The organism is Petrocella sp. (genome assembly GCF_059865615.1).
Genome location: NZ_JCBCDA010000102.1, coordinates 15,502 through 37,411, shown reverse-complemented (window position 1 = coordinate 37,411; position 21,910 = coordinate 15,502). Strand labels below are relative to the sequence as shown.

19 protein-coding genes and 1 riboswitch are annotated in these 21,910 nt (G+C 37.5%); of the genes, 2 read left to right on the top strand and 17 right to left on the bottom strand.

Annotated elements, in window-relative coordinates; all coding sequences use genetic code 11:
• Positions 1–28: 28 nt before the first annotated feature.
• The 3 genes from amrB to AC6F8J_RS10860 all read right to left on the bottom strand — a co-directional run bounded on the left by amrB (position 29) and on the right by AC6F8J_RS10860 (position 6,808).
• Complete coding sequence (gene amrB, locus AC6F8J_RS10870) at positions 29–913, bottom strand: AmmeMemoRadiSam system protein B (protein WP_500723323.1); 885 nt, start codon at positions 911–913, stop codon at positions 29–31.
• Complete coding sequence (locus AC6F8J_RS10865) at positions 897–5,762, bottom strand: Ig-like domain-containing protein (RefSeq protein WP_500723321.1); 4,866 nt, start codon at positions 5,760–5,762, stop codon at positions 897–899. Before AC6F8J_RS10865 ends, amrB begins: the two co-directional genes overlap by 17 nt.
• 167 nt (positions 5,763–5,929) lie before the next feature.
• The gene (locus tag AC6F8J_RS10860; protein ID WP_500723319.1) at positions 5,930–6,808 is read right to left on the bottom strand and encodes a LysR substrate-binding domain-containing protein; all 879 of its coding nucleotides are present in this window, start codon (positions 6,806–6,808) and stop codon (positions 5,930–5,932) included.
• 76 nt (positions 6,809–6,884) lie between these two features.
• On the opposite strand from AC6F8J_RS10860, the gene leuC reads away from it, so the two are divergent.
• Both leuC and leuD read left to right on the top strand, forming a co-directional pair.
• A complete protein-coding gene (leuC, locus tag AC6F8J_RS10855) occupies positions 6,885–8,363 on the top strand; it encodes a 3-isopropylmalate dehydratase large subunit (protein WP_500723317.1) in 1,479 nt (492 codons plus the stop codon).
• A 12-nt stretch (positions 8,364–8,375) separates the two neighbouring features.
• Positions 8,376–8,969 carry a 3-isopropylmalate dehydratase small subunit gene (leuD, locus tag AC6F8J_RS10850; RefSeq protein WP_275841573.1) on the top strand — a complete coding sequence of 198 codons (594 nt, stop codon included), beginning with the start codon at positions 8,376–8,378 and terminating at the stop codon, positions 8,967–8,969.
• Between the two features lie 646 nt (positions 8,970–9,615).
• Here the strand turns inward: leuD and AC6F8J_RS10845 are convergent.
• The 14 genes from AC6F8J_RS10845 to pfkA all read right to left on the bottom strand — a co-directional run bounded on the left by AC6F8J_RS10845 (position 9,616) and on the right by pfkA (position 21,906).
• Positions 9,616–10,425 carry an ATP-binding cassette domain-containing protein gene (locus tag AC6F8J_RS10845; RefSeq protein ID WP_500723315.1) on the bottom strand — a complete coding sequence of 270 codons (810 nt, stop codon included), beginning with the start codon at positions 10,423–10,425 and terminating at the stop codon, positions 9,616–9,618.
• Positions 10,389–11,399, bottom strand: a complete 1,011-nt coding sequence (locus AC6F8J_RS10840; protein WP_500723313.1) for an iron chelate uptake ABC transporter family permease subunit — start codon at positions 11,397–11,399, stop codon at positions 10,389–10,391. The genes AC6F8J_RS10845 and AC6F8J_RS10840 overlap by 37 nt, the downstream gene beginning before the upstream one ends.
• Before the next feature lie 43 nt (positions 11,400–11,442).
• Positions 11,443–12,396 carry an ABC transporter substrate-binding protein gene (locus AC6F8J_RS10835; protein WP_500723311.1) on the bottom strand — a complete coding sequence of 318 codons (954 nt, stop codon included), beginning with the start codon at positions 12,394–12,396 and terminating at the stop codon, positions 11,443–11,445.
• 46 nt (positions 12,397–12,442) lie between these two features.
• A complete protein-coding gene (locus AC6F8J_RS10830) occupies positions 12,443–13,192 on the bottom strand; it encodes a hypothetical protein (RefSeq protein WP_500723309.1) in 750 nt (249 codons plus the stop codon).
• Positions 13,193–13,198: 6 nt separating this feature from the next.
• Positions 13,199–13,696, bottom strand: coding sequence for an ECF transporter S component (locus AC6F8J_RS10825; protein ID WP_500723307.1), 498 nt, complete (start codon positions 13,694–13,696; stop codon positions 13,199–13,201).
• A gap of 18 nt (positions 13,697–13,714) precedes the next feature.
• Entirely contained in the window at positions 13,715–14,302 is a 588-nt protein-coding gene (locus AC6F8J_RS10820; protein ID WP_500723306.1) for a histidine phosphatase family protein, read from the bottom strand.
• A 3-nt stretch (positions 14,303–14,305) separates the two neighbouring features.
• The gene (gene cobS, locus AC6F8J_RS10815) at positions 14,306–15,025 is read right to left on the bottom strand and encodes an adenosylcobinamide-GDP ribazoletransferase (protein ID WP_500723304.1); all 720 of its coding nucleotides are present in this window, start codon (positions 15,023–15,025) and stop codon (positions 14,306–14,308) included.
• A gap of 17 nt (positions 15,026–15,042) precedes the next feature.
• Entirely contained in the window at positions 15,043–15,612 is a 570-nt protein-coding gene (gene cobU / locus AC6F8J_RS10810; RefSeq protein ID WP_500723302.1) for a bifunctional adenosylcobinamide kinase/adenosylcobinamide-phosphate guanylyltransferase, read from the bottom strand.
• Entirely contained in the window at positions 15,605–16,651 is a 1,047-nt protein-coding gene (locus tag AC6F8J_RS10805) for an aminotransferase class I/II-fold pyridoxal phosphate-dependent enzyme (RefSeq protein ID WP_500723301.1), read from the bottom strand. Before AC6F8J_RS10805 ends, cobU begins: the two co-directional genes overlap by 8 nt.
• 8 nt (positions 16,652–16,659) lie before the next feature.
• Entirely contained in the window at positions 16,660–17,619 is a 960-nt protein-coding gene (gene cbiB / locus AC6F8J_RS10800; RefSeq protein WP_500723299.1) for an adenosylcobinamide-phosphate synthase CbiB, read from the bottom strand.
• The gene (locus AC6F8J_RS10795) at positions 17,616–19,100 is read right to left on the bottom strand and encodes a cobyric acid synthase (RefSeq protein ID WP_500723297.1); all 1,485 of its coding nucleotides are present in this window, start codon (positions 19,098–19,100) and stop codon (positions 17,616–17,618) included. Before AC6F8J_RS10795 ends, cbiB begins: the two co-directional genes overlap by 4 nt.
• Positions 19,101–19,170: 70 nt before the next feature.
• Positions 19,171–19,374: riboswitch (cobalamin riboswitch) on the bottom strand.
• Positions 19,375–19,394: 20 nt separating this feature from the next.
• Entirely contained in the window at positions 19,395–19,808 is a 414-nt protein-coding gene (locus AC6F8J_RS10790; RefSeq protein WP_500723295.1) for a GNAT family N-acetyltransferase, read from the bottom strand.
• Positions 19,809–19,823: 15 nt separating this feature from the next.
• Entirely contained in the window at positions 19,824–20,762 is a 939-nt protein-coding gene (locus AC6F8J_RS10785) for an SUR7/PalI family protein (protein ID WP_500723294.1), read from the bottom strand.
• A gap of 166 nt (positions 20,763–20,928) precedes the next feature.
• Complete coding sequence (gene pfkA, locus AC6F8J_RS10780) at positions 20,929–21,906, bottom strand: 6-phosphofructokinase (RefSeq protein ID WP_500723292.1); 978 nt, start codon at positions 21,904–21,906, stop codon at positions 20,929–20,931.
• Positions 21,907–21,910: the final 4 nt, after the last annotated feature.

Here is a 21,910-nt window from a genome sequence, read left to right as displayed (position 1 = left end):
ATTATGCCATAAAGAGCCATAATCTACTTCAATCCGATTGTATCGATGTACTTTTACCATAACCATAAACAAAATAGCTGGTTGTTGCTTCCATGTTAGGACGATTCAAAATAAGGGCCGCATTTCCTTCATTCAATAATAATTGATGATCAAATCCCAATTCTTTCAGAAGCATAATCGTCAAATAGGCCGTTGTTGGAGAATCAATATAATCGTTATTTAAGGTAAAGAGTCTCTTATAGCTTTTATTTCTAATAACTTCTTTGGTTATTTGATCTTTTTGCTTTGCTATTTCTAGAGATAAATCATGGGAAAAATCTACTGACCCAATAACAACTACATTTCTATCCCCAATAAGATCCCTTATGTTTTTTCCAAAACTGTCCACGCCATGAATCCCTCCGGTCTCATGAACCAATAAGGTTAAAACCGGCGTATCTTCATAATTAGCTCTTATATAATTCATATGGATACCGACACTATGTTCACCTCTGAGTATGACATCATCTGCTTTCATAACGTCTCTATGGTTCAATAATTCTCCATATAATGGCGAAGGGATGACCAAACCATAATGGGTCATATAAGAAGATCCCACAACTTGATACCTTGGACCTTTACCTCCATGGTTAGGCCCAATAAGTATAATTAGTTCAACATCTTTCTTAAGTGTTTTGTAGAAATCACTAATCATGCTATGGGCTACATTGTGATGAGGTACAAGCCCACCATAAATAGGTTCAAGATATTCAGCAACGTTTTTGCCTATCTGTTTTTTATCAATAAATGCCCGAGCATCTATATCGTAATTGATAGTCTCCTCTTCCTTGTTGACATCGGGCGTACAACTTGCTAATAGACCTGTTAAAAAAAATACTACCACCCAAATGAAAAATCTATTGAATGATTTCAACTTTTATTCCTTCTCCTTTAGTGTAGCTTTGGTTTTTTGTATCAAAAATCACAATAGGCTCATATCCATAATTGCCAATAGTAATGGCTCGAGCTTGATAGGTAAGCACAAATTCATAATCATTTAGTTTATCCGTATTATGTTGATAGGCATATGTGTAAAATTGTGCTGATCGCCCTTCATTGTTATTATATACCAACATATTAACTTCATTTGAAGTAATTGCTACATTACCAACAAATACCAAACCAGCAGGTAAAACATCCATAACCTCAAAGTTAGTAATGGGTTTATGAACCTTAACCTTATGCTCAACAGTTATCAAATCACCCACGCTTATACTACCTTCTTTTGCAATGATGTGGGTTTCCACTTCTAAGTCATTATTAGCTTCAATGTCTTGATGTGATCCAATATAGCTTGTAATCATGGTCGTCTCACCACTAATTGGTAGGAATATCGTCTCCATGGCTTCATTTGCTGTTAAGGTACGATGCCACACATCATCATACCCCAATCTTATGATTTCTTTCTGTTTATTAATACTAACCTCTACTACACTTTCAAGTAAGTTGGTAGGAAGGTGGGTTGTATAATAAAAGCACTCACTGGCAGTTATATAGCCTTTTACTTCCAAATCTTGAATCCTATTATGAATAGAACCAGCCATTTTTTCTTGATTTAGATCGACATATATGGCCATCAGCAAAGCGTTTTTTTTGTTTTGATTTGGATCTTCAGTCTCAATATAGTCAATTCCAATCATTTGATTACTTGATGGAAAATGCTCAGATAATGCTTGTATCACTTCCTGATACGCACCATAATAAGCTAAAGCTTTTATACCATAAAGCACTGCTAAAGGCTCTTCCTTATACGTTGATAGACCTAGTGCTACACGTATATCCTCTAACATCGGTTCTCCCAGTAAGGCAAGTCCATATAGAGCTGCCATGGATTCGACATAGCTCGTCTTATCGCTCATAGCTTTTTGATATAAGCCAAGCTTCAGTCTTTCTACTTCGCTATTTTCTATGACATCTCCCCATCCCATTTGCAATAGATCAACTGTTGTTATAACACTACCGTCACTTGAATGGGTCGAATTATAGAGATTGTTTTCCGGAAAGTAATAATATGGTTTTTGACTTAACCATGTAAGATGGCTGACTTCAAACCCTAGCTTTTTCATTTCTAGATAAGCCATATACCCAGTTGCTTTGTATTCAAGAGCCTCCACATGATTGTAGAACCATTTTGATAACATCTCATAACGTTCTCTCGCAAGTGGGTTCATCATACTGATTTGAACCATCTGATTATTATGTTTTATAATGGTGTTTTCTTTTACTTGTTCTTTATGGTTCAAAGGCAGTCTTTGGCTACTCTTATGGATTTGTATGATCTTAGACATACGATCTTTATATCCTGGTACAGATCCTTCAATCGTCACTGTATATTTCCCCGATATCAATGTATTTAGTGGAAGTGAACCAACAGGCACATACATGAAATCATTCAAGACGCCTTTTCCTTCATAGGTCCAATCAAACCCTTCTTTGCTTTTAATATCCACCTTATAATCGACCTCTGTATCCCTTGGTACGTTTCTTGATGTGGACCTCAGGGTTAAGCCTAGTTCATCCTGTTCTAAGAAATTATCTGCAAATAACGCGGTTACAACGTAGGGTAGTGTTACATTTAGATTCTCTTTTGAAACCCCTACATACAGATCTTGAGTGATTCCACTAACCGTCACTCGCCATTTTGTGAGATTATCTGGTACTTTGAAAGAAATATTTGCTTCTCCCTTCTCATCAGTTGTGCCGTTATTGAAGTATGCTGTATTTTTGAAATCAGATCGTATACTTCCGTCACCACCTTCACCGCCTTCTGCGCCATAAGTTGCCTCAATAAACTTTGATGTGGCAACCGTCTCACCTAGTATGGCCGTATTGTAATGCCATTGGTAGAGTTCACTTCTTGGATCTTTATGATCTTCGTAAAGGGCAAAATAAGCTTCATCTACCACACTTATATTATAGTAACCTTCTAAAGGCTTTCCATCCTTGTCTTTCATTGTAATAACCCCGTGAACTGTGTCCCCCGGTTTATAATCAGACTGCTCAAACTCTATGTCAATCACGGCTTTTCTTTCATCCGTATCAAACTGCAAATATTTTCTAAAATTATAGCCAGCATGCATATACTGACCATCAAAATAGACCCCTTGAACATATACCGTTGGTATCATATCCTCTTTGAATTTTAATGTATATGACGGGGTATCTGACAAATAGGTTTCATAGATACCTTCTTTAACCACTATGAAAAGCATTTGATCCTGATTACCCCCTTGTAATCTCCCATCCTCTGTATTTACAAAAATATGAGCTTCTTCATCAATACCATAGGCATACTGATCACTGTCCAAATAAGCATATTGATGATATGCCAAAGCATCTCTATAATATATATCCCCACCATAATAACCTGTGTCTTTAATAACACGTCCTTTGCCATCATAGGATACTGTTTCGACGATATAGTCACGACCTTCAACCACCCGATCAAAATTAAGACTCATGACACCTTGAGCATCTGTTACCATCGTATTTTTCAAAACAATATTCTCAATACGTTTATAATTAAATCGGTCATAGGTCACTTTCATTACTTCATCGTAAGACTGACCTACAAATACTTTTTCATAATAGATTTCTTTAACTGTCACTTCTACGTTCACATCGCCAATAGGATTTCCTTTAAGATTTGAGCCGTCAAATATTTCAGGATCGTGTTTTGAAATGTCGATTTCATGGGCTCTATAGGTCATCTCAAATCCAGCATCGCTTACTTTTTCAAGTTCTAGAATGGTCATCATGTCTCTTGGAAGCATGATAAAAGAAATAGGTATCGTGTCATAATAGTTGTCTATGGTATCCAGCCGAGCATAAAGATGAACCATCTCAGGATACCATGTCGTTGTATCCAAATAAGGTATAAAGACCTTCTCAAAATGTCCATTTTCAGAACCTTCAAACTGAACGCTTTTTAGACCTTCTCTTAGAATAATATTCCAGTCACTCTCCAAAATAATTTCCGGATTTGTATATGGTGTACCTTCATAATACATCACTTCTCCACTTACTACGATTTCGTCACCCATCATCATAATATCTTTATCCGTATTCCCCTTCATTGTTACCGTTGGCTTTTCAAATTGGCTTATGCCAACATATACTGTTGTTAGCTTCTCTTCACCAATAAAAACCTGAAGATCGAAACCATAACCATAATAATCATCAAACTCAAAAGAAGTTATATAGTCCCCGTTCTTTGAGAGTGCTACTGTTTTTTCTTCTAAAATCTTGTCACCTATTACCCTTTTAATCGTAACGGATTGAGTCGCTTTACCATTTTTATGTTGAACAAATCCTGATAAATAAACTAGGTCTGTTGGTAAATAAACGGCTCTGTCTGTATATGCATAATACCAATAATCCTCAAAAAACTGTTTCTCATAAGTCCCTGTTCGTAAAGGCATCAATAGAGGTTGTACTTCTTTTGTATTTATTTTTACCATCTTAAAGGTATTTTGAGGTGTTTTATAAGGCATAACACTAAGTCCAGCCGCATTCGTTGAACCAATAGGCGTGTCATCTATTGAAACGACACTTTCAAGTACATTGTCTCCTGTGCTTTGAAGCCATACTAGAAGTTGGTCGTTATCTGCCATCAGATAGCCATTGAATTCTGTCACTTGAAGCAAAGTGCCACCAATCTTATCACCTTTTTCAAAAAGTAGATAATAGTAACCTTTACTTAGATTCTCATCCAAAGTAACGTAACCTTGATAGTAGTCATAAATATTATATCTACCCTTAATCATTTTTGGGGACTCTGATACTTCCTCATTAGCATCTAAATAGGTTTGTGCTTCTTTGGGGACCATCCCATTTAACATTATTGCTGTCATATCTTTTTTGATTGGGTATACCTTTATGGATATGGATTCGCCTTCATTATACAGATCACTATAGGCTCTAAAGCTCTGAACGCCATTTGGATTTAGATAAATAAGGTCCTTATTCTGAAAATAGATCAGTTGCTGATTCGAATAATAACTATAATCCGTCGTAAACCTTGTTTCAAAACCATCTAAGGTCTCATCTTTATAAACATAACCCTCTTCTATGGTTAAGGTATATACTGTGTTGGGCTGAAGATTCTCTTTTGGTATAAACCTATACACATTATTAAAAACCTCCACGCGACCTTCTGCCTGAGGTGTTAAATTTATATAATCACCAATTGATGCCTCAATGTTTTTCGAAAAATATATTTCTATAAGTGTATTGGTCGGTACATATTCTTTATCCTCTGCTGGATATACAGCACTTACAGCTAATATTTTTTGGGTTTGAAAAGCAAAACCAAAAGGCATCTCACCTTGGTCGTATACCACACTGACGATTTCACCGGCATCTAGTGGCGCATCAAAAGTTAATTCAAATTTTAAATCTTTCTCATTTTTCATAGAAATCGTATAGGCCTTATCTGGTTTTACTTTAAGGACACGCTTTAAGGTGTCCGTATTAACTATACCTTTTACTTGAATCTCAAAAGGACTATTTGTAGACACACCTTGATCTGTGACTTCAAGAGCTTTAACTTCCATAGCATCGATACGATAGTTGTCCGTTATCTGCTCATCTATTGAAAGAGGTTCTTCCACTGGTTTTCTCCCATAGACAAACCAATAGGCAACCCCACCTATCATTAGAACTGCAACCAATCCGGTAACTAACCCAATTTTATTTTCTCTGATCCATTTTTTTATACCCATTTTATACTCCTTACTTTAACCCATTCTTTAATATATCTATATTTGGTTAAAGAGTCAAAACTAAATTTTACTAAATTCACATCCAATATATAGTTTTGATAGCTTAACCCTATTTACCTAAACTATATTATACACTTTCTTATTCTGTTCGTATAGAAATACAAGAATTAAATACCATTATCCGTCTTCATGAATTCTATGAAAGTAGTACACGCGATAGAGACACCACGTTTTTTGTTGTAAAGCAATCCAATACTTCTTTGAGGAATCATAGGGACTACAGGCCATTCATATATATTCTTATTCTTAAGGTCCTCTGATACGAAATTCCCTATAACTGAAGCCACACCTAGGCCAATCTTTGCAAACTCGACAAGAAACTCCATGCTGCTGATTTCAATATCTACATTCAAGGTTATGTGATGACGTTCAAGAAAACGCTCTAAGTGATCCCTAGTAGCATTATTACGCTCTAATAGTAACATAGGATGTTTTTCCAACTCTTTTAGGGCTATAACTTCTTTTGGTGGACGCTGTCTGGATACAAAGATATCTTGAATCTTCATTAATTCAATATACTTAAAATCCTGATCTGCTTCTAAATCACTGATTATGGCACAGTCCAAAAAACCCTCCTCCAAAAGCTTCATCGTTTCAAGGCTGGTTCTATTGACAATCTCGATTTTAAGCTTAGGATATACTTGATGAAACCTATTTAGAAAAGGCATGAAATAGTACTTACATAAAGTATTGCTGATGCCAATTCTAATAGCGCCAAAAGACTTATCTCTAAGCTGATGTAAGAGTTTTTCTCCTTCATGTATTTGGCGGAAAGCTGTGGCAACATGATCATATAGAAGCTGTCCCTCTTTCGTTAAGGTAACTCCTTTAGCATGTCTTATAAATAATAAGACGCCTAAATCCGCCTCTAAGTTCCGTATAGATTTACTAATAGCCGGTTGAGATACAAATAAAGCCTTTGCCGCCTTAGAAATACTTTCATATTCTGCAACCTGATAAAACACATGATATAATTCCACTGTCATTATAGCACCTCCATAACTTATGGTTATGTAACCTATCAATAATAGTTATTTTATTTATATCTATTAAAAGTATACAATGGATAGTATAAAATGTAAACGTCTTGTATTTAAAGGCATTACAATAGATGAAAGGATGATCACTATGTCAGGCAAAACTATTTATGAAAAAATTTGGGCCAACCACCTTGTGGACCAAGAAACTGGCAAACCGGGAATATTATACATCGATCTTCACTTATTACATGAGGTGACTTCACCTCAGGCTTTTGAAGGTTTAAGACTTTCCAACCGTCAGGTCCGAAAACCAAGCCTATCATTTGCAACCATGGACCACAATGTTCCGACAAAGGATCGATATAACATTACAGATCCAATATCAAAAGTACAAATCGAAACATTGGAAAAAAATTGTGCCGAATTTGGCGTAACTTTATATGGACTCGACAGCCCTGATCAAGGCATCGTTCATGTTATCGGGCCTGAACTGGGTTTAACCCATCCGGGAAAAACCATCGTTTGTGGTGACAGCCATACAGCTACTCACGGTGCTTTCGGTGCCTTAGCTTTTGGTATCGGTACAAGTGAAGTGGAACATGTCTTATCGACGCAGTGTTTACAACAATCCAAATCCAAGACCATGAATGTCAAAATACTTGGTCGTCTTGGATACGGGGTAACAGCGAAAGACGTTATTCTTGGCATCATCAGCCAATATGGTACAGATTTTGGCACCGGTCATGTTGTTGAATTCACAGGTGAAGCGATATTACAGATGACCATGGAAGAACGTATGACCATCTGTAATATGGCCATTGAAGCCGGTGCCAGAGCAGGTCTCATCTCACCTGATGATACAACTTTCAATTATTTAAAAGGACGTCAACATGCACCTAAAGGAGACGCTTTTGAAGATGCTGTAGTTACTTGGCGCGCTTTGGCTTCAGATGATGATGCGGTATACGATGCGACTTTAGAATTTGATTTGAATGTTTTGGAGCCTCAAGTTACTTGGGGTACAAGTCCTTCAATGGGTGCCAGTATTAATGATGTGGTTCCATCACCTAGTGATTTCGAGTCCGCAGATGATCAAAAATCTTGTGAAAACGCCCTTGAGTACATGGGCCTTACCTCCGGTATACCAATGTCGGATATTAAAATCGATTACGCTTTCATTGGTTCCTGTACAAATGGACGTATAGAAGACCTTCGTGCAGCTGCCAAAGTAGCCAAAGGTCGCAAAGTAGCTGATGGTGTTACGGCACTTGTGGTTCCCGGGTCACAAAAAGTTAAGCTTGCAGCTGAGGCCGAAGGTCTTGACAAGATTTTTGTAGAAGCTGGTTTTGAATGGCGTGAATCCGGATGTAGCATGTGTTTAGCCATGAACCCGGATTACCTACAACCAAAAGAACGTTGTGCTTCAACCTCTAACCGTAATTTTGAAGGCCGACAAGGCAGAGGTGGTCGAACCCATTTGGTCTCCCCTGCTATGGCCACCGCTGCAGCAATTTATGGTCACTTTGTTGATGTCAGAAAAATCGAAGCATTAGAAGCTTAAGGAGGTATCATCATGGAACCTTATAAAAAAATTAATGGCATTGTCATGCCAATCGATCGAACCAATATAGACACGGATGCTATCATCCCCAAGCAATTCCTAAAACGCATAGAGCGCAGCGGTTTTGGGCAATATGTATTTTATGAGTTTAGATACGATGAAAATAATCAACCCATTGAAGATTCTATCTTTAATATGCCAAGATATGAAGGCGCATCCGTCTTAATATCCAGAGCCAACTTCGGTTGCGGTTCTTCAAGAGAGCATGCACCGTGGGCCCTTGAAGACTACGGTTTCAAAGTCATCATCGCTCCTAGTTATGCAGATATTTTTCACAATAATTGTTTTAATAATGGTATTCTTCCCATAGAACTGGATAACAGTATTATGGATGTTCTATTTGAAAAAACCTATGCAAAGGAAGGCTATAAATTAGAAGTGGATCTTGAAGCACAAACCATCAAAGACAACGACGGCTTAGAAATTCAGTTTGATATTGATCCTTTCCACAAACATAAGTTATTAAATGGCCTTGATGATATCGGACTCACTTTACTAAAAGAAGATAAGATTCTTAAGTATGAGAAGGAACATCATCTGGTATAATTTATTATAAACTGGGTCCCATGAAAACCCATCCGTGGATTAGCTTCAACGGCCTCTTGTTCCTACATCCGTGTAGGAACAGTCGGCGGTCTGTATCCATGTAGACTTGCAAATTTCATAAGAAAGTTTTCATTTACGCATCATGTCTTAAAGACTGTCATGATGCTTGTGGTTACTTTCTTATGAGCCTTGAAGCTAACACCACTCCTGGAACTTCATGGTCGATGTTGGTTTATTATAGCATTTCTGGCTACTTTAGAGCATCATAAGAGAATATAAATTTAAGCCTAATGAAATGACGCACATGCGGAACCGAATGAGGAAAGAAAAAGCGCTAATCAATCACAGTTCTACATGGATGTAGAACGTCCTTCATTTTTACAGGATGTAAAAAAGGAAGGATGATTGAACAGTGCTTTTTATTGACGAAATGACGACTTATTACCGAGTAGATGTGATACACAGCTTTTCCGCTGACCGTACGAAGTGTAAGGCAAGGAAAAGCTGTGTGTTACATCTACGATTATTACCTCAATCAATAACTAAGAGAACAACCTTGAACACAGTCCATTTAACAATTACTTAAAAAAGACAAACACTCAAGTGCCTGCCTTAGTCTCTTAATTATAAATTACACAAACCTCTTCTACCAAGTAATCCATTTCTTATCATTATTAATCAGCATATTCACTTTCAAGTTATACACCTCATCTATATTCTCTTCCGTTAGTATTTCAAGAGGTTCCCCTTGCTTAATAATCCGACCCTCTTTCATTAGAAAAATATGGTCGCAATGGTTCATGGTAATATTCAAATCATGGAGAACGGATATCACTATTTTATTCTGCTTTCTGCAGATTTCTTTCAATAAAGCTATAATCTCATATTGATAATGAATATCTAGATGAGAAATAGGTTCATCTAGTAGAATAATATCCGTGTCTTGAGCAATGGCTCTTGCAATAACCACCCGTTGAAGCTCACCGCCACTCAGTTCATTAACATGCCTGCTTCTTAAAGGCATCAGATTCGTCTCCATAAGTGTGGTTTCCACCATGTCGTAATCTTTTTTTGTAATGTTGGTCATCCTGTTTGTATACGGATATCGACCCATCATGATGACTTCTTCAACCGTAAAAGCATACTTCATGTTAAACATTTGAGGCACAAAACTGATTTTTTTTGCCAAGGTCATTCTTGGCATCTTATAGATATCTTGCCCAAAAATATGAATACGGTTGTGTGGACAACTGTTTAGACCCGCCATAAGCTTCAGCCATGTGGATTTTCCAGAGCCGTTAGGACCGGCAATACCATAAAATGTACCTTGATAGAAATCACCTTCAACCTGATGCAATACTTCTTGCCTGTCATAGGCAAAGCTTAAGTTTTTTACCTGTAAAGGTATTTCATAGCCCATCAGCTCACCAACTTTCGATGTTTGTAAAGAAGCCATAAGAAGAAAGGCACACCACACAAGGCGGTTATGATCCCTACAGAAAGTTCTTTGTTGTTTAACGTTACTCTTGCAATGGTATCACAAATAATTAAGAATATGCCGCCACTTATAGCCGACATGGGCATTAGTTTCCTATGGCTAGGTCCGGTAATCAACCTTACACCATGAGGAATGATTAAGCCCACGAATCCAATAATACCACTGGAGGCTACAATTACAGCGGCAACTAAGGAGCTTACAATTAGAAGTCGTTTTTTAAGCTTATCAACCTCTACACCAACTGATTTTGCCTGTTCATCTCCCATCATAATCATATCCAATTCACCACTGTGCTTAATGATATACATAATACTTATACCAACAACCAGGAATACAAGAAACACCTTATCCCATGAAGCATTTTTAAAGCTGCCTAAGGTCCAAAAATATACGGATTCTACTTGTTCTTGATTAAACGTCATTATGAGCGTAATAAGAGCACTTAAAAAGTAATTCACCGCTAATCCGGATAAAAGCAACACAGAAACCGGCAACTCGCCTCTTACTACCGCCAACTTATAAATCAGGAACATAACGGTTATGGCTCCAACAAAGGCAAAGAGGGAAACCGTCGTAAAGGACAAAAAACGCATTTGTATCTCCATGACCGCTGCAAGGGTAGCACCAAATGCAGCGCCTGAAGAAACACCTAATAAGTAAGGTTCTGCCATAGGGTTAGAGAATACACCTTGAAAAACACAACCGGTTACTGAAAGACCCATGCCAGCCAGAAGCGCCAATATAATTCTCGGTAACCTTAGGTTAAAGATAATGGTTTCATAACTCCCAGTTGTTTCAAAATAAGAACCAACAATAGGTAATTTACTAAAAAAGGTCCCTATAAAATCCTTAAGGGATATGTTGGCACTCCCCATGGTAGCAGCAGCAACTATGGTAAGAAGCAATAGGGCCATAGCAAATATGAAATTCATTTTTGTCATTGATTTTGTCATATGCTACCCCGCTTCATCTAATCTAAAATGCTTCAGGATGGAATATACGTGCCATAACTTCAATGGCATCTCCAATCCTTGGTCCTTGTCTTACAATCATATTCTCATCGACCTCATACAAACGGTCTTCTTTTATAGCATCCAGTTCTTTATACCCTTCAAGCTTTTGTATACTAGCTTTGGTATCCCAATATTTGGAGCATAGCATGAAGTAAGGATTCTTTTCAACGATTTTTTCAAGACTGTACATCCAATCGCTTCCATCCTTAGCAATATTCTCCCCCCCTGCAAGGGTTATCATATCATGAATAAAAGTTTCTCCTGTAGCGGTTGTATCTACCCCTTCTGCAGCATGTACAACATAATAAACCGTTGGTGGTACTAAGCCTTCGACCGCCACTTTGACCCCTTCGATTTGTGCCCCGACTTTTTCTTCTAATAATTTGGCTTCTTCACTTCTATTAATAATCTGACCTATTATTTGATAATATTCATAAGTACCCTCAAGCGTACTGTCTTTGTCAAGGATTATAACTGTGATGCCTTGATTCTTAAGATTCGAAGCCAAATCCTCAGATGCCATGGATGATAAGAAAAGAACATCCGGGTTCGCTTCTACGATGCTTTCCACATTCAAGTCAAAAAGCGTACCAAAATCTTGAATCTCTTCTGTTTCTTCTGGGAAATCACAATAGGTCGAACGACCAATCATAAGATCACCAGCATTTAATGCAAATATTATTTCTGTAATTTCCGGTGAAAGGGACATCAAAGTACTCGGTGCCTTTTCAATAACCACAGAATTACCAAATTTGTCTACTAGGGTCATTGGGTATATCTCATTATTAACATCGCTTACTATAAGCGTTTTCTCTTCTGTTACTACATCCTCTTTGGCACATGCTACCACCAAAAACATAAGCGTTATCATTATTAGAATAATTGTTATTACATTTGTTGATATTTTCGCTTTCATATTTTCTCCGTTCTACTTCATTATCTTTATGGTTAAAATATCCAAATTATAGCAACAAACCAATTTGCTTAATCGGCTGCTTGGTTTGCATGGTCATAAACATCTCATCTCTGCTATAAATACAAACCAACATACATGTTGCCGGTCCGGCTGAAGCATCTAGGTTAATGTCCAGATTGGATTTTATCATACAGCCTAATCCATTGGTCTTTGCCAAGGTCTCAACTTCATATCGAATGCCTTTGGAACCTACAGGTAACATATGTCCGATTTGTGGGTATTTACTAATCTTTTTTACCCAGTCCAGGGTGATGACCTCCCCGTATTGACCTTCTATTTCCTCTTCAATAAACTGTTGCCCCATCTTCGGTAATCCCACCAGATAGACTTGTTGTCCTCGCATAGGCAATTTGTCACGTATGGCCTTCTTCTCAACTTCCCCAATAATCGTTACACCAATACCGGTCATACTGGTTACTATATTATCTTCTGTGGAGCCGGTCAAACACCCTTCATCCACACCGATTTCTTTCAATGCCCTTTTTATGCCCTTTATAATGGCCTTACCAGATGGGTTCATCTCAACAGATAAGGTATTGACCACACTCATAGGTGTTCCACGAATACTGAGCATTTCAATCAAAGGAACCGCAGCTGCATAATACCCCGCTATTTCATTACTAACCTGAATAAGATCGTTTGGTTTTTCACCAATACTGCCTGATACATCACACGCGATGGCTATGAAGTTTTTGTCATCCTTTTCAATGAGTTGAATATCTCTATAGTTCTTCATTTAACCTCATACCCTTATTTTTATTTTTTCTTTGATGACTCCATAGACAAGATCTGCTACAAGGATGTTGACCATTGCACCTACCAGTAGAGGCAAAAGTAAGGCCGAAAACATCATCCTACCTGAGAATGGCATACCCAGAATCTTAGCAAATATTGAAATAAGAGCGAGTGATACCGGTCCATTCATAACAATACCTAAAGCCATGGCTAAGTACCTATTGTGACTTTTACGAACTTTACCATAAATAAAGCAACTTACAAACATCAAGACTGCAATAAGCAAATGAAGGGGTAAGGAAAATGGGAATCCTGTGAACATCGCTACCAGTAAGTGGGCAATAAATCCCACCAGGCCACCAAGTACCGGGCCCATCATAACCGCTGTCAAAAAAGCCGGTAAAGCGTCAAAAGCAATACTACCATAAATTGGAAATTGTGCCAGTACAGCTGCCATAGCAATCATCAATCCTGTTGTTACCAATTCCTTCGTTGTTATTTTCATAAACAATCTCCTTTTCCCCTAAGGATTCAATATGTTTTTTATTATGGATGGTTTCCCTTCATTAACGTGAATCTCAATAATAGAACAGTTACCTATTTCTAAAAACCAAGAAGAACCAGACTTGTTGTTAAGTAAATATTCTAATGCCGTTCGAATAAAACCTCCGTGGCTAACAACCAACCAATCCGTCTCTGATTGCTTATAGTCATTTAGAAAACTTTCAACACGTTTCTTGAATATATCAAAGCTCTCACCTTCCGGAAATAAAGTCGTCTCAAAACAATCTACAAAATCCCTATGAATACCCGGATGCTTAAGCTTTGCTTCTTCCTCTGTTAAACCTTCAAATATACCAAAATTCATTTCTTCCAATGCTTCATGTACAATGAGTTCTTTACTTGTTTTTGAAGCTATTGCACTTGCTAATTCATGGGCCCGTCTAAGGGGACTGGTCAAAATCTTATCAAATCCAAATCGCTCAATATTAACTAAGGCTTCATCAAATTGTTTCTGTCCCCTTTTTGTATAAGGATAATCTGTTTTCCCATAGATTAGATTTTGCTCATTTGCTGTTGTTTCAGGATGTCGCAAAAATATCAAACGCATAACTTAACCTCCAAATATAATAATGGTTAACAACCAAAAGACTTGCGTACTTTCAATCACAGCTCCAATAACATCACCAGTAATACCACCAATCTTCTTAGTTGTCCATCTTAGAAATAAAATTGTTCCAAAAAGTACCATAAAAACGGATTTTATAAGAATGGGTTGCCAAAAGAATATTACTGCTGTCAATATAATAAACATACTTAAACCATGCCAAGGTCTACCATAATCTATTAACCCCTTACCCATACCTTCTTCTTTCGCGTATGTTCCAAAACCGATTACCCATACCGACATCGTTCTAGCTACTACAGGTGCTAACAAAACGGCTTGCCAACTGCTATATTGTAACCCTGTATATATCCCCAAAAAATACAGGCACAGACCAACAACGCCAAAGCTACCAATATGACTATCACCCATAATCTCCAGAATCCTAACCTTGGTTCTTCCACTAAAAATGCCATCCATATAGTCCGCCAAGCCATCTAAGTGAAGCCCCCCCACCATAATAAGGTAAATGAGTATAATCAAAAACGCTTTCACTTGAGGCAACGTCTCTTTCATAATCCACATAACTCCAGCCATCACCATTCCAATAAAGATGCCAATAATTGGCATCGCGAATAAGCCTTTAGCAAATGTCTGTTCATTATATTCTAACTTGACCGGATAAGGTATTCTGGTTATATAAGTTAACATCATAATAAAGGATTTCATCATTGATCCTCACAACATCATAAACTGTGTTTTAGTGTCATAGGCAAGCCTGATACAATAAAATAGACTTCATCTGCCCTGCTGGCTAGATATTGGTTCATTCTGCCTGCAATATCTCTGAAAACACTACCCAGACGATACGCCGGCACAATACCAAGACCCACTTCATTAGTCACAAGCACTAGATTCTGTCCGGTTACTCTCACCATATCTAGTAAGGCGGCTAACTCCTTTTTCACCTGCGCTTCAACCTTATCCATGACTTCTTGACTATCCTTATCATAGTTAACCGGCTCATCCAGCATAATGCTTGTCACTGCTGTGGTAACACAATCAAATATCAAGGTATCACAAGCCAAAAATGTTTCATCTTTTTTTAATACTTCAAAGGCTTTATACCTCTCAAAAGTTGGCCACGTCTTCGGCCTTGAAGCTTTATGGTGTTCAATGCGCTTTGCCATATCCTCATCAGTAATAACCGCTGTCGCCATATATCCAATCTTCTTACCTATTTCTTGAACTTTTTTTTCTGCGAAACCGGATTTCCCACTTCGCACCCCTCCGATTACCATAATAATCTTACCCATAGACTTCCTCCTCATAGCATTTTAGGGCCTCAATGAGTCTGTCATTGCTAAGGGCATCCTTGATACCAATACGTATAAATTCATCCCCCATACCTACAAAGTCTTCGCAAGTCCGTATGGCCATAGGTGATATTTGATTCAACAACCATTGGTTTAAAACATGACCTGAGCCCTTTGATAACTTACAGCAAATAAAGTTGGTCCGACTTTTCATAGGCTCAAGAAAGGATAAGTGTATCAGTGCTTTTTCCAGTTTATTTTTTTCAACTGGATACCATTCTTGTGTTGCCTCAATTAGCGTCTTATCCTCTATGAGCTTAGGCATGATATCAAGTACCAGACCATTGACCGACCACGGTACTTGTTCCGCCTTCATGGCTATGATTACGGACTTGGTCGCCATCAAATAACCACAACGCAGTCCAGGAACACCGTAGTATTTTGTTAAAGACATAAGTACGATTAAGTTCCAACGTTTTTCATCAAAATAAGTCGGTAATCCCTCGAATTGTCTAAAAGAAGCGTCCAAAAGCACAAAACCTTTGTGTGCAACTTGAATTTTTATGATTTGTTCTATAAATGCCTCTTTGTATAGCGCACCCGTCGGATTGTTTGGATTACATATTATGACCATATCCGCTTTAATTTTTCGAATCTGCTGTATTAGTATTTCTTCTGTTTTTTCTTGTTGATCCAATAGGTTTATACTCAAAGAATGAACGTGGCTACCTGCTACTTCAAAGGCGCGTCTATACTCTGTAAAAGTCGGTTCAATAATAAGCACTGACTGAGGTTTAAGGGTTCTAGCACATGTATACAGGCAGTCACTAGCACCATTTCCTACAATGATATGATCAGCTGAAATGCTTTCTATCTCGGCTATTTTTTCTACAAGTGCATTGCCTTGAATATCCGGATATCGTCCAATCTCACCCACTGCCCTTTTGATATAAGGCATGAGTAAGGCTTGAGTAATACAAGGATTCACATTGACACTAAAATCTAAGATATCTTTTGTATAACCACCATGTTTTAACATTTTGTCTCCTAACTTATTAATAACAATAAACCACAACATAATACCAGAAGCATGAACTCAGAAGCATACATGATTTGAACGGTGTTCTTAATGTCATGTATCTCTATTTTTCTGGTCGAATCACCAATTGTAGGTTTCTCTAGAACTTGAGAAAAATAGGTATGTGTCCCACCAAGACGAATACCCAACAAACCTGCAACGACAGATTCCGGATGCCCGGCATTGGGGCTTTTGTGTTTTCTACAATCTCGTTTCCATATTTTTAGACCTTGTTGCACATCCAGTCTAAGAAAAAATCCGGAAAGTAGCATCAAAAGACTCCCAAGTCTTGCCGGTATTAGATTAACTAAATCATCCATTTTTGCCGAGACATACCCAATCTGTGTATAAGGTTCTTGTATGTACCCAACCATCGAGTCTAAGGTATTTATGGTTTTGTATAGAAATACCGTCTGTACAGGACAATCTAAGATTAAACCTATAACCATATAAAAAAGTGGGGCAATAACTCCGTCAATAGTATTTTCTGCCGTTGTTTCTACGGTAGCTTTTATAATCGCTTCATGCGTCAGTGTTTTCGTTTCTCTACCAACTAAATATGAAAGGGTTACGCGACTCTCTTCAATCGTACTGTGTTTTAAGGCGTAAGCCACTTTCATCACTTCTTTTTTTAAGCAAGTAGCCGCTAGTGCTGATGTCAAAAAATATATAAGAACGATGCCTTCAACCACTTTACCGGCTTTACCGGATATATTCAGAATAAATGTCAAGGTACTAAATGTAATTAATACCGTTACTATGAAAAGAATAAACCCACCAAACTTTGTTGCCAATCCATACTTTCTTAATTGCTTTTCAAGCCATGAGATTAATTTTCCAATGTATATAATTGGGTGAGGCCAATTTGGTGGATCACCTATTAGATAGTCCAAAAATGTAACCGTCAACAATACATATACTAAGTTCATTTTATACCTACAATCGCCTTGATTTGATCCATATCAATATTTTGTTTAACCATTTTTGCAATATGATCATAGCCTTCTTCTTTTAACTGAGCAAAGTTCATAAGGTCCTGTTGTTCCATTGCTTTCTCTTTTCTAATAGCTGTCAACAAATCATGTCGAAAACCATCCATATCAAAAAGACCATGTAAATAAGTGCCACATACAGTACCTGTTGCATTCATGCAACCATCTAGTCGATTGTTCAGCTTTAGAAAAGGTTGCATTCGATCTGAGTAGCTTGATACCCCCATATGTATTTCATAACCTTTTACTTTATGGTTTTTACCATTTATACCCTTGGGGTTGTTTACAACTTCACCCTCCGACTGAACCGTTGTTTTTTCCTGCATCATAGTTGTTGTCATCTCTAAAAGTCCAAGACCATCTATATAGTCATTATTTGTTTCCAAATGTAAGGGATCTTTAATCTCTTGTCCTAGCATTTGGTAACCACCACAAATACCTATAATGATTTTGCCCTTACTATGGGCTTCCTTAATCCATTGCTCCATACCAAGACGCTTAATATATTCAAGGTCTTTTATGGTGCTTTTACTTCCCGGTAAAATAATAATATCCGATTTCTCAAAATCTTCTTGAGTCGAGATATATTGAACACCCACATCCGCTTCCAATTCAAAGGGTGTAAAATCAGTGAAGTTTGACAAATAAGGTAATCGTACGACACCAATCTGTATTGGAGAAGTATTTCGGCTAAAAAAACGCTCCGTCACACTGTCTTCATCATCCACATCTATACGCTCAAAAGGAATTACGCCAAGACAGGGAATCGGTAAACGTTCATAAAACATTTCTATACCCGGTTCTAATAATCTTACATCGCCTCGGAATTTATTGATAATATAGCCTTTTATTCTTTTTTGTTCTGATGATGATAGTAGCATATAGGTGCCGTATATTGAGGCAAAAACACCACCTTTATCAATATCTCCAATCAAGATAACCGGTGTATCAATTTCCTCTGCCAAGCCCATATTTACAATATCATTTTTTCTAAGATTGATTTCAGCAGGGCTACCGGCGCCTTCAATGACGATGATTTCATAAGCCTCATCCAATGCTTTATATGCTTTTTTCACTTCTGTCATCAGCACTTCTTTGTGGGTATAATAATCCGATGCAGATAAGTTCATATACACTTTGCCATTAACAATGACCTGACTACCCATATCACTGGTTGGCTTTAATAATATTGGATTCATGCTTACATGTGGTTCTATTCTAGCTGCCTCTGCTTGGACCACCTGTGCCCTGCCCATTTCTTTACCTTCTCTTGTAACGTAGGCATTTAGAGCCATATTTTGTGATTTAAATGGAGCAACCGCATAGCCTTCATCATTAAGTATACGACAAAGGGCTGCTGTAATCACACTTTTCCCTACTGTTGAACCTGTTCCCTGAAACATGATATTTTTTGCCATCTTACTCCTTCCAATGAGCACTTTTAAAGAAAGGTAAAATAAAAGTCCCATTATTTCCACACGAAATTTGGAATCAACAAATCATAAAGCAAGTATCCTGACTTAGACATCAACCCTCCACACATCTTCCCGATTTTCATCAGTGATTCGCCTTTATGGCCAGTGTTTCAGTCGTCATTACAGTAGCGGTGGCTGTGTCGGCCTTTAACCGACTTCCATGCTATATGATTTTATATATTCTTTGTCTAACTATACCTATGTCTCTATAAAAAGTCAATCCTGTATTCTTAATTGCTATTCTAGCCTAGGTTTTTTCATAAACTTCTCCGGATCTTGCATGAAGCCATATTTCTGATATAATCCATGAGCATCTCGTGTTGCCAGTATGCCCATTAAGCCCTTTATATCCTCATTTTCTTCAATACAATTCATCAGAGCCTTACCCAGACCTTTGCCCCTGTGGGCTTCATCAATGACAATATCCGCAACCCAATACATGGTAGCATAGTCCGTAACAACTCTACCAAAGCCTACCATTTTATCCTCCAAATAAACACCATAACATATGGAGTTGGCCACACTCTTTTCTATGACTTGAATGGAGCGGTCTTTGGCCCAGTATGTACCTACCAACAGCTCATGAATTATATCCAATTGAAGCTTTTTCTTATCGTCAGTAATTTCATAATCATTTACAAATAACTTCAAAATCAAACCTCCTTATCATCTTTCTTCTATTTCACCATTTTCAATGGCTCTTATTTTTTCACTATTTTTCATTTCATATAGTATGATTGAGAGCGTTAACCATATGCCTAATACTATAATTGTACCATAAAACCCTACATTTTCAGTCACTTTATATGTATAAAAATATTGATCATGAGATATACCGTTGAAAGTTAAATGTAAAGTACCAAAAACTTTCTGTTGATTGATAACGGATTTAGCTCTAATGGCAATAGCACTGATAAAGGTAATATTTATGAATAAATAATTCAGGCCTATTATAACCAGATTCACAATCGCCAGATTTCTGATTATAGCAATTCCTACATATTTTCTGTACAAGAATGCTACGCAACAGGCAACAAGGCTTGTTACCATTAATATAGCCATCGCCAACATGATATACATATGTAAAATGGATTGTATTGAAGTGGATAAATCACCGTCCGAGTTCATAATCCTACTATGATCATCCAAAACAGATCTACTATAATTAAACAAGTCATATCCCGAAAACTCAATATAAGATGCATCCTCTGTTTCTTGAAAATATCTCTGAGTATATGGATTGTTGACAAAACCATAATCAACAGTTGTACCGGATACGGTAAACCAATGGGTAAACAGGGCTATTATAAACATAATGATCGATACAAAGATCATATACCGAATCCCTTGAATCATTTTACCCTCTGTTTTTTCTTTCTTAGCTTTTCCAACACGACGCTTCTTTTCCAGATCACCATCATCACTTTCTATATCATCAGTAGCTCCCAGAATATCTTCTTCTATAAGGCTGTTGATAATCAAATCCACATCTTCCATATTAGGCTTTCTATGCCCACAAGTAGGACAAACAGCCTCATTATCTTTAATTTCTGCTTTACACTGAGAACATAACACACCATCACCTACTCCTCTACTAATAGCCATTAGCACAAGATTAATTATAACATAAAATAATGTATAAAAAACAGCAAGTATTCATTCCTCTAACCTTTCCTTTGATTTGATTTGGACTAGATAAAAATAAACACTTACTGCTAAATTAAATTTTACTGAAGGGTTTTCATGGGACTCACTGCATAAAGTCATTCTTTTATCTGGTCTCCAACATCTGACTAACCTCATATTGCCTACTACTAATATCTTTTTGCATTGCTAGCGCTTCTTCAATATCAAAATCAACATAGATATTATTTTTAAAACCAACTACGCGATTACTCTCACCTTTACATAACAAATCAACTGCATATGCACCCATCATTGAAGCATGCATACGATCAACTGCTGTTGGGCTTCCACCTCTTTGTAAATGGCCTAAAATCGTCGCCCTGGTCTCAATACCCGTAGCCGCTTCAATCCTTTTAGCCAAATCATCCGAACCACCAACACCCTCTGACATAATAATCAAGTTGTGACGCTTACCCTTTTTACGGTTCATCAATATCTTTTCAATCAATTCTTCTTCTTTTATATTCTCAACTTCCGGTAGAAATACATATTCCGCACCATTTACAATACCACACCATAGAGCAATGTAACCGGCATCCCGACCCATAACTTCTACAACAGAACAACGCTCATGTGAAGTCGATGTATCTCTAAGTCGATCAATGGCTTCCATTGCTGTGTTAACTGCCGTATCAAAACCGATGGTGTAGTCTGTACAATCAATATCAAGATCAATGGTACCTGGAATTCCTATTGTATTAATACCTAGATTTGCTAATTTACCGGCACCTTTGAATGAACCGTCGCCGCCGATAACAACTAACCCGTCTATACCAAAAACCTTACACATATCTGCGCCTCTTTGTTGTACTTCCGCTTCTAAAAATTCAACACATCGCGCTGTATATAACATCGTACCACCTCTTTGGATGGTATCTGACACACTTCTTGCATCCATTTCAAATATATCGCCATTAATAAGCCCTTGATAGCCTTTTCGAATACCCATAACTCTTTTCCCACGTGCTAATGCTGTTCGAACTACGGCTCTTATTGCTGCATTCATCCCCGGTGCATCGCCACCACTTGTTAACACACCAATGGTTTTAATCTCTTTTGACATTTTC

Bases quoted from the DNA above. Each gene is read 5' to 3' on its own strand.
- AC6F8J_RS10795 (WP_500723297.1), bottom strand. From the start codon at position 19,100: ATGGCAAAAAATATCATGTTTCAGGGAACAGGTTCAACAGTAGGGAAA.
- AC6F8J_RS10840 (WP_500723313.1), bottom strand. From the start codon at position 11,399: ATGAATTTCATATTTGCTATGGCCCTATTGCTTCTTACCATAGTTGCT.
- AC6F8J_RS10830 (WP_500723309.1), bottom strand. From the start codon at position 13,192: ATGAAGAACTATAGAGATATTCAACTCATTGAAAAGGATGACAAAAAC.
- cobU (WP_500723302.1), bottom strand. From the start codon at position 15,612: ATGGGTAAGATTATTATGGTAATCGGAGGGGTGCGAAGTGGGAAATCC.
- AC6F8J_RS10805 (WP_500723301.1), bottom strand. From the start codon at position 16,651: ATGTTAAAACATGGTGGTTATACAAAAGATATCTTAGATTTTAGTGTC.
- cobS (WP_500723304.1), bottom strand. From the start codon at position 15,025: ATGAAATCCTTTATTATGATGTTAACTTATATAACCAGAATACCTTAT.
- AC6F8J_RS10860 (WP_500723319.1), bottom strand. From the start codon at position 6,808: ATGACAGTGGAATTATATCATGTGTTTTATCAGGTTGCAGAATATGAA.
- AC6F8J_RS10835 (WP_500723311.1), bottom strand. From the start codon at position 12,396: ATGAAAGCGAAAATATCAACAAATGTAATAACAATTATTCTAATAATG.
- AC6F8J_RS10845 (WP_500723315.1), bottom strand. From the start codon at position 10,425: ATGGCTTCTTTACAAACATCGAAAGTTGGTGAGCTGATGGGCTATGAA.
- AC6F8J_RS10825 (WP_500723307.1), bottom strand. From the start codon at position 13,696: ATGAAAATAACAACGAAGGAATTGGTAACAACAGGATTGATGATTGCT.
- AC6F8J_RS10785 (WP_500723294.1), bottom strand. From the start codon at position 20,762: ATGGCTATTAGTAGAGGAGTAGGTGATGGTGTGTTATGTTCTCAGTGT.
- leuC (WP_500723317.1), top strand. From the start codon at position 6,885: ATGGATAGTATAAAATGTAAACGTCTTGTATTTAAAGGCATTACAATA.
- pfkA (WP_500723292.1), bottom strand. From the start codon at position 21,906: ATGTCAAAAGAGATTAAAACCATTGGTGTGTTAACAAGTGGTGGCGAT.
- AC6F8J_RS10820 (WP_500723306.1), bottom strand. From the start codon at position 14,302: ATGCGTTTGATATTTTTGCGACATCCTGAAACAACAGCAAATGAGCAA.
- leuD (WP_275841573.1), top strand. From the start codon at position 8,376: ATGGAACCTTATAAAAAAATTAATGGCATTGTCATGCCAATCGATCGA.
- AC6F8J_RS10865 (WP_500723321.1), bottom strand. From the start codon at position 5,762: ATGGGTATAAAAAAATGGATCAGAGAAAATAAAATTGGGTTAGTTACC.
- cbiB (WP_500723299.1), bottom strand. From the start codon at position 17,619: ATGAACTTAGTATATGTATTGTTGACGGTTACATTTTTGGACTATCTA.